Origin of the sequence: Photobacterium angustum (assembly GCF_002954615.1) — a bacterium.
In the GTDB taxonomy this organism is placed as follows: domain Bacteria; phylum Pseudomonadota; class Gammaproteobacteria; order Enterobacterales; family Vibrionaceae; genus Photobacterium; species Photobacterium angustum_A.
In genome coordinates this window covers 1,539,947-1,553,203 of the sequence record NZ_MSCJ01000001.1, presented here as the reverse complement: position 1 = coordinate 1,553,203, position 13,257 = coordinate 1,539,947, and the positions used below count along the sequence as shown (strand labels likewise).

7 protein-coding genes are annotated in these 13,257 nt (G+C 39.9%); 2 read left to right on the top strand and 5 right to left on the bottom strand.

Going from position 1 to position 13,257, the window contains the following annotated elements; translation table 11 throughout:
* Positions 1–27: 27 nt before the first annotated feature.
* The 5 genes from BTO08_RS06745 to BTO08_RS06725 form a co-directional block, all read right to left on the bottom strand.
* Positions 28–540: a hypothetical protein gene (locus tag BTO08_RS06745; protein WP_105060409.1), complete on the bottom strand. Its 513-nt coding sequence runs from the start codon at positions 538–540 to the stop codon at positions 28–30.
* Entirely contained in the window at positions 537–1,652 is a 1,116-nt protein-coding gene (locus tag BTO08_RS06740) for a cytochrome-c peroxidase (RefSeq protein ID WP_105060408.1), read from the bottom strand. Before BTO08_RS06740 ends, BTO08_RS06745 begins: the two co-directional genes overlap by 4 nt.
* A 169-nt stretch (positions 1,653–1,821) precedes the next feature.
* Entirely contained in the window at positions 1,822–3,291 is a 1,470-nt protein-coding gene (locus BTO08_RS06735) for a C69 family dipeptidase (protein ID WP_105060407.1), read from the bottom strand.
* Positions 3,292–3,534: 243 nt separating this feature from the next.
* Positions 3,535–5,337, bottom strand: a complete 1,803-nt coding sequence (locus BTO08_RS06730) for a hypothetical protein (protein WP_105060406.1) — start codon at positions 5,335–5,337, stop codon at positions 3,535–3,537.
* Positions 5,338–5,618: 281 nt separating this feature from the next.
* Positions 5,619–5,954: a hypothetical protein gene (locus BTO08_RS06725; RefSeq protein ID WP_105060405.1), complete on the bottom strand. Its 336-nt coding sequence runs from the start codon at positions 5,952–5,954 to the stop codon at positions 5,619–5,621.
* A 259-nt stretch (positions 5,955–6,213) separates the two neighbouring features.
* Here BTO08_RS06725 and BTO08_RS06720 point away from each other — a divergent pair, with 259 nt between their 5' ends.
* Positions 6,214–10,842: an alpha-2-macroglobulin family protein gene (locus BTO08_RS06720; protein WP_105060404.1), complete on the top strand. Its 4,629-nt coding sequence runs from the start codon at positions 6,214–6,216 to the stop codon at positions 10,840–10,842.
* Complete coding sequence (gene pbpC / locus BTO08_RS06715; RefSeq protein WP_105060403.1) at positions 10,832–13,063, top strand: penicillin-binding protein 1C; 2,232 nt, start codon at positions 10,832–10,834, stop codon at positions 13,061–13,063. Before BTO08_RS06720 ends, pbpC begins: the two co-directional genes overlap by 11 nt.
* Positions 13,064–13,257 lie beyond the last annotated feature (194 nt).

The following is a 13,257-nucleotide window of genomic DNA, read 5'->3' as shown; positions in this document are numbered from 1 at the left end:
CTAAGCAAAGATTGCTCAGGCTTGTTTCTACTTATCTGTTGTGGTGATTTGTACTTTCACTAACTGGTTTGGCTTACCTGTGAGTTTCAGAGTATAGCTTCCCCATTCGTGGGTGTTTAAGTGGGTAAGGTATTGTGATTGCTCGGCACATTGCAAGTTAACAATATCTGCGCCTTGAATATCAGCACCCGCCATCGATACTTGGGTTTTCGGTGTAACACCGACGATAAACTTCTCATTCCACTCTTTGATCGCCAGTTGAATATAAGCTTCACCTTGGGAATTTAGCTGGGTGGATAAGCCTAATTCTTTATTTAAAATAAATTCTTGCTGGCTGGCCTCTTCAAGTGTTGAAGCTGTAGCAATAGTCTTTGTTGGCAAGTTACATAATGGCTGATAACTTTTGGCAAAATAATCATTACGTCCTTTGTGTTCAGGGTTAATGTCGGTGTTCGCGCTTACGGCCATTGATTGGCTTAGCAAGGTGCTTATTGTTATTAGCTGAATCGTCTTTTTCATGGTCTTGTTTATGGTGTTCATGACTTCACTTTAAAAGGTGGAAGACAGTTCGGGCTGTCTTTTTTATTTTTTAATGGGACTAACTGGCAAAAGGGATCTTGGTGTTGCTGTGCTGGTAGTCGATTTATGGTTAAGCTGTTGAGAAAAGCAACGAGCGCTTTTTTCTCTTTATTCGATAAACTAAAGCCTGAGATCTTGTTGTCTTTATTGAGATGATAACGACCATCTCCTGCATTTTTTCCTATCGTCAGCATTCGTCCACCGGCAGCATAATGTTCAATATACTGCTCGAGTGATTGTACGCTGCCATCATGCCCCCAAGGTGCTGTTTCGCTCACATTGATCAATGAAGGTATACGGTATTTTCCGTCGTCACTTTCTTTATGGCTAAAACTGGCTTTGCCACGTTCATTTTCAGGGTATAAGTATTTACCATCTTTATTTTTTATACCGTACAACCCTGTGCTGACATAAAGTGGATCGGTGTTGTTTTTAGGGGTATTTAATAGCTCGCCACCATGGCACTGTGAGCACTTTAGGCGATCACTATTGAACAGTGCTAATCCTAGCTTTTGCTCTTTATTTAGCGCATCAGTATCACCAGATAAATAACGGTGATAGGGCGTATCAACACTTTGAATTGTTTCTACATACTTCGCTAATGCGTCAATGACTTTCTGGGTTGTGATATCTGCTGATTGATAACTGGCTTCAAATAGTGGGGTATAGATATCAGACGCTTGTTGTAAACGTTGTAATAATAACGGCTCTGTCATCCCCATTTCTGTTGGGGTTGTGCCAAATAAAGGCAACAAAATAGCTTGTTCTAGTGTCTGTAATCCTTCGCGACTTTGCATGAATTGGTCATATTGGGCAACATTAAGTAATGCTGGCGTGTTTAGCGTTGTTGGGTTGCCATTGATATCAGGAACTTTGCTAAATCGATTTGTCCAACCAAGATCGACAGCATGGCAAAGGCCACAGCTGCGATTGCCGAGCTTTGATAAGCGAACATCATTAAATAAATAGCGGCCTAAGGTGATCTGAGCTTGTTGCTCACTTGTTTTTGCCAATGCAGAACAAGGGATAAAGACAAGAACAATAAGGCTAAGAAAGGTGAGTAGTATTCGCATTGTCGAGAGTGCTCATAACAGAATGAGCAAATGATATAAGATGCGGAAAAAGAATAGGTATAAATATTGTTTCAAAGTGCGACATTGAAAAGATAAAACGAGAAATAACCCTTAATTTTATAACCTTTGGTTATCTCTCGATTATTGCTAGTGATTATGTTTTATCAACTTATGCGCCTTCAAAGTGATACAGCATATCGGTGTTATGGGTCATTTTTGTTAATAAGGTATTGGTTAATTCATTGGTTAATGCCAATGCGTTATCAACTGTTTTTTGTTCGAATTGATTGATTAATGCTTGTGCTTGTTTAGGTTGTTTTTTGTATATCGCAAGGTACTGCTTTTCAAGCTCTTGTTGCTTAACGGCCGTTTGCTGCTCAAATTGTTGATAGGCTTTTTGAACAATTGGCGAGAACTCATTCCAGTTGGTCATGGCAATGGTTTGTAACTTACGGAATTGCCAGTTAGCAGATAGGTTGTCTGCTTTATCTGTGCCAATGGTTAATGCTTTAGGCACCTCTGTCATACCTTGATAGTAAGGAATATAAACGCTGAGTGCTGTCATCCCGTATGCCATGTATTCGGTTTCACCGATAGCGATAGGCAGATTAGGACGAACTTGCAATATGTGTGATTCTTGAGTTCTAAATACAGATATTGGTCGGTATGCTTCTTTAGGATTGCTATTCGCGTATGGGTCGTGTGACGTACCTTGATAGTGGTTTCGTAGCCCTTGTTCAACATCTGCAACAGATAATTTATGGCTTGGTTTTAAAAAGACAGGGAAACTCTCACCTTGCGTTATCTTGGTATTTAAGCCTTTTGTATACATATGTTGTAACGTCCAAACGCGAGGGTAATTGTACGTTTGATCATTCTTGGTATCTTGCGAGTAAGCTTTGTGGAAGTTGAAAGCCTCTCCTGTAACAGGAGTGTATAAAGCATGTTGTTCGGCAAAGCTAACTAGTGTTGGAGAAGCTAAATAATCTGGGTTATGCGGTTTATAGGTAGTTAATCGACCTTGGTTCGCAGAAACGAAATATTTATCGGCTGGGATCTTTTGTGCCATCCATTGGTGACCACTGCCAGTTTCTAAATACCAAATACCGGTTTTATCGACGAAGGCAACACCAAAGCCTTCAGATGCGCCTTGTTTCTCAATGATCTTACCTAACAGTTCAACGCCTTCTTTAGCTGTTTTTACACGTGGCAAAATGACATTTTCAATCGCATCTTCACCAATACCTGTTTTGGTTACGTACGGATCAACCGCGAGTGCTTGAGTACCGTTATAAATGGTTTCGGTTGCAGACATACCAATCCCAGCAGAGTTAAATCCAGCTTCACCCATACTGGTACCATGGGTGTCAAAATCTGACAATGAAGTGTATTCCAGTGCATTTTCTGCGGCAGGATAAGTAAAGTCATTGGCGTTAGATTTGAAATCAGCTTTTTGTTTAGCTTCAGCGGGATGGTAGATAAACTGTTTTGCATTAGTGGCTTGATAGTCTTCATTACGTGCGACAATAAAAGACCCATCAGTTGTTGCTTGGTTACCTACTAAGATGGTCGTGCAGGCAAAAGCTGGTACAGTAATAGCTGAAGTAATAAGTGCGGAAAGTAACGTTATCTTTTTCATTAATTATCGTTAAGTTATATGTATTGAGCGAATATTCTTGCAGTTGAATGAAATATAAAACGTGATGTTCGTCATATAAATTTTTTAGCTTGATGCACACTAATATTGCATGGATTGCGGGAGTAAAAATGCGTAATTATTTTGTATAGCGTGACTATGATTTAATTAAACATGACGAATAAAAATAAAAAGGAGAAAATAATTAAATACTTTCTCCTTTTTATATGAATTGAACATAGAAAATTACTGTGGGTATTTTTCTTCGTATTCACGATGAATATAACCACCTATTTCTTCATCATGATGATTAATCGACATATTGCTTGCGCGAGTTTGCTGGTTAATTTCATGAATTTGAGAAGTGTTCATCAAATCACGTTGGCTTGTTATGGCCGCTATCGATTCTCTGTCTTTTAAGAAACTGACTAAATCACCTCGGATACTCTCTAGCTCACGATCATTTTTGTGCATTTCTAAAATAAATCGAGGGTGCTCAAGGTTATTTGTCCCAGATGAAGCAAATGAGCTACTAATAATGCGGCTAACAATAATCCAGGGTGTAAGGCTTGAACGGACTAAAATATTCTCAGAACGAGTCGAGTCGTGAATACTATTACCTGTCGAGATTTTTGATTCAGTAAACGTACCCTCTACTTTTAAATAGATAATATTGCTTTCAAATAGCATTTCAGCAAAAAACAAATGGCTAGCATTAGATAAAATGCTACCTAGTGCTTTTAAAATACAAGCAACAAAGAAAAGTTGTGTCACCTTAGTTGCAGTGTGGCTACCTGTAACAATGCCTGTTATTGATAGTGCGGCAAACAAAACGGTAATAGCGGAGCCAATAAGAAGAAGGTTGCCAGTTATTAAGCTAAACATTCGAGTGTTATCTAATGCTTGATCGACTTCAATCGCTTTATACTTTGGTTGTACTTCTTGAAGTGTTTCTCCTGCAAAACTGCCTTTGGCTTGTACTTGTTCTTCTAATGTTGGCTTTAGCTCTTTATAAACGCGGTTAGGCACCTCTTTATAACGGCGATTTGCCATAACAAGATTATCAAGGTTGATGAATACTTCGTTTGGGTGGACGGACTCTTGCCAGTTCTCACGTAGTTCGGAAACTTCCACGTTTGGGTTGGATAGCGATAAACGCTTATTAAGCATGAGTGCCACAATAATGGTGACAATCGCTGCACCTATGATAATCGCACAGATAAACATCGTATTATGTAGGTTGGCGAAGTAACTAATAAAATGGCTAACACGAGTTGTCCCAACAACAAGCATCGCCAGTTTCAGTGCTAACCCTATTGCAATGGGTAATACAACAGCAGCAATCAGAGTACGAATAAATTCAATGTTAGATAAACGAGGTACACGTGTTTGCGACATACGGTTAAGTCGTAAACTGGTTAAAATCCACATGCATAATAACCCCAATGTCAGTACCACGGAATAAACAGGAAATACTTGTTTACCAAGTGAGCCAATAAAGCCAGTTAGGGAAATAAAAGCGATAAAGCCATAACACAATAAAGCGACAATCGTATTAGTCCAAGCGGCACATAAACGTTGAGCTAAATTGCGGATAGGGTAGGGCATGTAGATTAGGCTAGGGAAAATACTGTGCAATGCATGTGCAATAAACCCAGTTGGTTCGGCAAAAGTCGTATTTTTACGACCAATGAGCATATCGGTAATTGTTTCTTCAGAGTAGGCGACATAAGCATTTTCTTGGAAAGCGTGCTCTGATGTGTTGCTATGATTATGCGCTAAAGATGTTGGATGATTACGGCCAACAAAATACTTAAGTGTTGCTGAAATACCACGGTAGGCAGTTGTTAATCCGCTGATAAGTAAAGCTAAAGCAAATAGGATCATTATCCAACCCGCTACCGTACTATGCGTTACCGTTTTTGCTGCTGAAAATAATCCATAAGCACCAAGACAAATAACAATAATGCCACGTGCCGCTGTTATTTTTCCTTCAGTTTTAAAAGGATTTTTAAGCCCTAAATCAATTGACCCATAGTCAAATGCCATCAACAAACTCCCTGATCAGATCATAAATGCAACCTGATACATCATTCAAAATTCTGCTTGATGATATGGATATGGCTTGTGTGAATGTCAGCGTCAGTTGAATTTCTAGAGAATTCATTGTCAATAATGATGCTTATTGGCATGAACTAATATTACTTACATTAATTAAATCAGTTTCTTAGGCTTAATATTACTCAAGGGGAGGAAGTAATAAAAACCTTGCTGAAAGCTAAATTATCAGCAAGGAGATTTTTGTCTGTACGATATTTATCAATATAAACTCAGCTGTTAAGCATAACCACGATCGCGATAATTGAAATGAGAGCAATAACATTGAGTACGCTATATAAGATAGTTTTAGGCATACTAAAAGTCAGGTGGTTAAAGTCATATTTCGTCCCAATAGAGGTAACAGCAAGAGGGAGCATAACCAGTAAGCCGTACAGCCAACGAATATTGTTAGTAATTAAATAACCAACCTGAACTTCTGCAATAATAAAACCAATTACGGCTAATACTAATGTCGTGATAGATACGGCGAACGTACGATTGTATGAGTCCATTAATTCCGCGAATGCTTTATATTCTTCATCAGTAAAATTAGGTTGATTAGCCATATTGTCGCTACACCTGTAGGTAATATCTTTAAATAAGTGATAGTGATTATAACGGATAATGTCACCAAGATAAAAAGGACAATTTCCTGTATATACAGCCAGCCACGAAGTCATGGCGAAATATATTATTAATTTTATTAGAAAATTTAGAACATTTTAGAAAACATATAGCGATGTTCGGATGAATATATCTGCTTTTCTGTATAGAATTACACCGTATGCAGTGCATAGATTTGAGTAGTTCTTAAAGGGGAAAGTTATGCGAATAATGGGATCAGAACGATCGGTAGCTGGATTATATTTAATAGCGTTATTTTTTAGTTTTATGTTATCTGGTACCGCTTACGCTAATCAAGATAAAGATCCTATTCGTCAGCCACCGATGGTGGAAGTGATTGGTAATGGCCCTTTAGTTCCTCAATCTCAACACCAATCAATTCCAATTAACTTTATGAATCTTGATAAAGTTGATGTTGAAATTTTACATATTACCGATCCCGACACCTTTTTAAATGACAGTTACCTGTTAGATAACCTAGGCCCTTATGGATTAGAGCGTTTACAACACGCTTATGAAAGTGTTTATGCTGATCGTTTTACACTGCCACCAAGCAAGTTAAATCAACAAACTGCAGCACGTATCCCTCTTTCAGATCATTTACCTTCAGGTTGGTATGTTGTGGTGTTAAAGGCACCTGGCGCGTTTGATGAGCTGAAAGTTAAACATGTGTTACTAACCGATATTGGTATTCAAGCAAGGTTAAATACCCACCAAGCGAGTTTTTCTGTGTCACGTTTATCAACGGGTGAAGCTGTTACTTCAGGTAACGTCGATATTTATCGCGACCATAAACTGTTTAGAACAGCACCCATTGACCATAAAGGTGAAGCTAATTTTGATATTGTGGCGAAAAACACCGATATCGTTATTGCTCGTACCAATAAAACAAAAGCAGAACGCCAACTCGCTCCTTCATTACAACATAAGTCACAACAAGAGATCGGTATTTTACCTCTGCGTGAAGCGCCCTTAGATTTATCGGATAGCAAAGTAGGAGGGCGAGCTTATCAACCTTATGAAGCGTTTATTTACAGCAACCGTGATTTGGTTAAGCCGGGTGAATCATTACCGTTAAATATTTTGCTGCGTGATCAAGACGGTCTGGCGATTAAAGAGCAGCCGATCACATTAACGGTATTAGATCCACGTAATGATGTTGTGTTATCCGAGCAACTCTCTCCGCAAGCGGCTAGTTTTTATTCCAAGCAGTTGAACACTACATCTAGTTGGCGTACGGGGCGCTATACCGTTGAAGTAAGGCTCGATCCTGAAGCTCAAAAGCCGATCAGCCAATATTTTTTCGAACTAGAAGAGTTTGTTCCTGAGCGAATGGATTTAACTTTTACCGATCCTGCGAAATTTGTTATAGCGGGAAGTCAAACCAAGGTTGGACTGAGTGGACGCTATTTATTTGGTAGCCCAGCGGCAGGTAATAAAGTTACTGCTGAAGTAATGTATAGCCCAACGTCTAGCTTTAGCGGTAAATACAGTGATTATCGAGTCGGTAAGCGATTTTCATTGGTAAGCAGTTATCAGCAATTAGATAAGCAAATATTATCAGCTGAAGGGAAAGCAGAGATTGTCTTGCCGACACCTTCAGCAGCTAAAATTCAATCCCCAGTTAATGCGGTCGTTAATTTCAGTTTATTAGAAACGGGTGGGGCTGCTGTACAACGGGATTTACGTTACACGGTGTGGAAAGATAGCCCAATTGCTGGTGTTAAGCCGCTGCAAAAAAGTGTCGGTTATGATGCTAAACCTCAATTTGATATCGCGCTATTAAGCCATGATGGTCAACATCGTCTTGCTGGTAATTTGACCGTAAAAGTGGATTACGATCAGGGGCCTTATTATTGGTTATATGAGGAAGGTGTTGGTTGGCAGCGTAAGAAACAGGCGCGTTGGAAATCGATCTCTTCGCAAACTATTCATGTTGAAGCAGGAAAAAGTCATCGATTGTCTTTTGCGACTAAATGGGGTCAGTACCGTATTACAGTGACAGATCAAGCGAGTAAAACAGTCACTGAATATCAATTCTATGCAGGCTGGTATGATGGCTATCAGCAAATAAAAGCCAAGCCAGAACATCTTGATATTGCATTTGATCAATCACGTTATTACGCAGGAGAGAATATCCGTTCAGCGATCACCGCACCAATTGCAGGTAGCTTATTGGTGACGTTAGAAACAGATAAAGTGATCTGGTCGCAACGCACTAATGTAACGAAAGGCGAACAAGATATTGAGATCCCACTGCCACAGGGGTTAAATCGTCACGATATTTATTTAACCGCTACGTTAACAGGTAATGTTGATAATGCGCCAAAACGTTATTTTGGAATTAAGCCTGTTAAGCTTAATCGTGATGCGAGAAAGCTCTCAATAAAAGCGACAGTGCCGCCAATTATTCGCCCGTTAACGACCTTAGATATCCCAATTACTGTTGCTGGTATTGCTAGTGAACAGCAAAACAATACTTGGGTAACGGTTTCGCTGGTGGATAAAGGCATTATTAACCTCAGCCGTTTTAAACCACAAGATCCATTTAATTACTTCTTTGCACAGCGTCGTTATAGCGCGGATGTGGTTGATCTATATTCACGTCTCTATGATTTGCGTCCAAATCCCTTTGCTCAATCTCGTTTCGGTAGCGATAGCGTTACGCGTACTGATAATAAAAATGACAATTTAGTTGAAAGTAAAACCGTAATTTTAATGTCCAAGCCGATAATGGTTAAAAACGGCAAGGCGAATGCGAAATTAGCTATCCCTGATTACAATGGTGAAGGTCAGTTAATCATTACGACATTTAACGATTCACAAGTGGGTCGAAGTGTATCAAGTAATAAAATTGCAGCGCCTGTTGTCGCTGAATTAAGTATTCCTCGTTTTCTCGTAGCGGGAGATAAATCGAGCGTAACGGTAGATATTCACAATATTAGTGGAACAGCGCAGACGTTATCAATGGCATTGAGCGCCAACAAAGGCGTGAACTTAGCGATAGCACTTCTGCCTGCCAAGGTAACATTACAAGATGGCGAGCATATAAGTTACAACGTCCCGTTTACGGTTGACTCACCAATAGTTGTTAACCGTGCAGAGTTCAAACTGCAGGCGGACTCGCTTTCACAAAATAGCAACAACAGGATCCATATTGATCGTTCGTGGACAACGCCGATCAAATCAGTAATGCCGTGGGTTTATAAGATGCATTCGGATCTGTTAGAGCCGCAACAAAAGCTGACAGTGACACCTTCGTTGTGGCAAGGGCTTGATACGATTCCAGATCAATTAGGCTTTGCTTATATCAGTCAAACACCGATGTTAAGTGTGATAGAGCAAGCAAGAGATCTTTATCAATATCCGTATGGTTGTGCAGAGCAAACAACCAGTAAAGCATTACCGTATTTATATGATTTACCAGAATTAACCCGCTTTAAAAAAGCAGCGTTTGAACAGCGATTGAAAGCGCAAGGAAAAGCACCTAATGCTGAAGCGATGCCATCTGATAGAGATATGGTTTATCAAGCGATAATGAATTTGAAACCTATGCAAACATCACAAGGTGGTTTTTCGTTGTGGCCAAGTGATGGCTATAGCAGTCGTGTTAACGATCAGCCTTGGTTAACCGTTTATGTGACGGACTTTTTGCTACGTGCTGATAAAAAATTTCCAAATATAGTACCGAAAGCCATGCTGAAACGAGCGCAAGACGAGATCCTCGAATATGTGAAGAACCCAACACGAATGAAGCAATGGGCGTATAACCAACAAAATGCGGATAGTGCATTAACGTATGCGGCATATGTGTTGTCTCAACAAGGACTGATCCAGTGGAGCGATATTGATAATTTAGGTCTTAAACTCTTTCCATCTGTACTAAGTGAATTACAGCTTGCGGCAAGTTATGCCAATGTGGGAGATAGTGATAAGGCATTAGCACTGTTAAATAATTACCATGCGGTTAAACGTTACAGCAGCTATTTTCAAGATTATGGATCTAACCTGCGTGATAGCGCCTTGTCTGTATTGATTTTGCAGCAACTAAAATCGAATAGTATTTTGGCTCAAAAAGCGGCGGAAATTCAAAAGCAGTTATTAGAACAACTTGTTGCAGAGTCGGGCGATAAATTGTGGTTGAGCACCCAAGAGCGTGGTGCATTGTTACAAGCTGCGATATTAACCCAAACATTGAATAAAGATCAGCAGTTTGATGTGACAATTAATGGTCATGATCAGCAACATACGGGTCCATTTTCAGTACCATTAACGGAAGGATTAACAATTACCAATCATAATACCAAGCCGCTGTACGTTAAATTACAGGGTGAGGGGTACCAGCAACGAAATAAATCGGAATCAAATAGTGATAATCCGTTGAATACATTAAAAGTGAATACGCTTTCACGCTCTGTCTTTCAATTAGACGGCAAGCCATTTACTGGAAATACGGTAAAAGTCGGTCAGCGATTATTGGTTGTATTGAATGTTAGTCTCAACCAACGAGTAAATGAAGGGTTACTGTCAAAGATGATCCCAGCAGGCTTTGTGTTAGAAAACCCTGCACTTAATCAAGGGCTTGATGTAGCAGCATTAGCGCCTAACGATGTGACATTAAGTTCACCAGAACATAGTGAATATCGTAATGACCGTTATGTAATTTCTCAGTCATTTGATAAGGATAAAACCTATTCATTTGCGTATTTACTTCGTGCTGAAGTACCGGGAACCTTTACTATTCCGCCAATTTACATGGAGTCGATGTACCAGCCATCACAACATGCTGTGTACTGGCCTAAGCAAGACATGGTAACCATTGAAAAGTAATCACTCTATTCAACAGCCTGCATCACGTTATAAAACGTGGATGCGGGCTTGTTGTATAACCATTGTGTTATTAGCTACTTGTGGTGTGGTGCTTAATTACGTATTTCCGTTACCGCCACTTTATCCGAACGGCTCTGCGGTTGTTATTAAAAGCCAAGAGGGAGAGGTACTGCGAGCATTTGCAGATATGCAAGGGGTTCGTCGAACGCAACTAACATCACCGGGTCAAGTTGATCCTTTTTATCGACAAGCGTTATTAACCTATGAAGATCGTTGGTTCTATTTCCATCCCGGTTTTAACCCTTTTTCGATCTTTCGTGCTGCATGGCAATGGGGTGTTAATGGGCATGTCGTCTCTGGTGGCTCAACATTAACCATGCAAGTTGCACGTTTAATATCACCGCATTCACGTTCATTATCAGGCAAACTAACCCAGTTATTTCGAGCACTTCAATTAGAGTGGTTTTTTAGTAAAGATCAGATCTTAACCTTGTATTTAAATCTCGCCCCGTTTGGTGGCAATATCGAAGGGGTTGAGGCTGCTGCGCAACGTTACTTTGGAAAGTCAGCTCAATTGCTAACAAAGTCAGAAGCGGCATTACTGGTGGTATTACCGCAAAAACCATCGTTATATCGCCCAGACCGTTTCCCTGAACTTGCAAAAGCGATGCGTAATAAAGTGCTTGAACGATTAGTGCGTTATAACAAGCTCGATCAATACAGTGCGAACTTTATGCAACAGGAACCCGTCGTTGTTGCCCCTTATTTTCAACCACTGCAAGCACCGTTATTGAGCCGAATGCTACAGCAAAGCTATCCACACCAAGCGGTGATGAAAACCACTATTCGAACGGATATTCAAAAGCGAATTCATCGTCTGCTCACGACTGTTTCTCAACGCTTACCTGCAAAAAGCTCTGCGGCTATCGTTGTGGTTGATAATGCTTCTGCCAATGTTATTGCCTATCAAGGCTCAGCTGATTTTAATGATGTTAGCCGTTTTTCTTATGTTGATATGGTGCAAGCGATTCGATCGCCAGGTTCAACCTTAAAGCCATTCATTTATGGTACGGCCCTTGATCTTGGGATCATTCATTCTCAAAGTTTGCTCAGTGATATTCCGTCATCGTTTTCAGGTTATAAGCCACAAAACTTAAATGGCAAATTTCAAGGCGCAGTGAGTATGAGTGAGGCATTAAAACAATCACTGAACATTCCTTTAATACAAGTTTTTAATAAAGAAACACCAGAGGTTTTTGATCAAAAACTGCAACACGCTGGGATTCAATTACAGCATAAAAAGCCAAATTTAGCGGTAGGGTTAGGTGGGACAGGAACCAATTTAATCACACTGGCAGCTATGTACCGAACACTGGCAACGAATGGGCAATATCAGCCTTTACAACTGCTACAAAATGCCAAGCCCGTTGTGAGTAAACCACTACTTTCACCGGCTTCAAGTTGGATTATTTTTAAAACACTGAGTGAAATAAGCGCACCAGATAGAGTAGTACCATCGATAAGACGTCAAATTGCTTGGAAAACAGGAACCAGCTATGGTTATCGTGATTTTTGGTCGATAGGTGTTAGCCCTGATTTTACCGTTGGCGTGTGGATAGGACGCCCAGACTCTAGCCCTGTTGTGGGTTATTTAGGAGCGACACAAGCCGCACCTATTATGTTTGACGCCTTTGATCAGTTACCCCGCGATCAACACCAACGAATAAAACCTAAAGACGTTGTGACAAAGACCATTTGTTGGCCGAGTGGGCGTGATAAGCAAATTACGCCTCTTGCACAATGTATTTCGCAAAGAAAAGCCTATACCGTAAGAGGAATTACGCCACCTACGTTGGAAACCGATGGGCGTTTTTTACGTCCAAGTTTGGATACGGCTCAAACAACGTGGCCGAAACTTCTAGCAAATTGGCAACAGCAACGTGGAGGTATTTCAACGTCTAAAGGGAAAGATGATTCACATAAGGATAACGGAAATGTTGCGCCATATATCAAGCAAATAGTAACAGGGCAGCATTACTATAAAGATCAATTAGACGTATTACCGCTACAAACGCTAGATGAAAACGTAAAGGTTGATTGGTATGTAAATAACCAACCATTTACTGGTAATGAAATTAAATTAGTGAATTACTCGGGTAAGGTGCGCATCACTGCTTGTATTAACGGAGTATGTGATAAACGTGAAATCGTTGTTCATTAATTATACAAAACATCATTCCTTAATAATATTATTGCAAATCATCATCTTATCTATTTCAAATTACTATTGAATAATGTTTTATATTTTACGAGTTTGATTTGAGTGTAAATTGTTGTTATCAAAGGAATAAATGGCATTTATGTTCTGACATAACGTTAACGAAAGAAAAATTCAGAGTGATATTGTGTGATCTT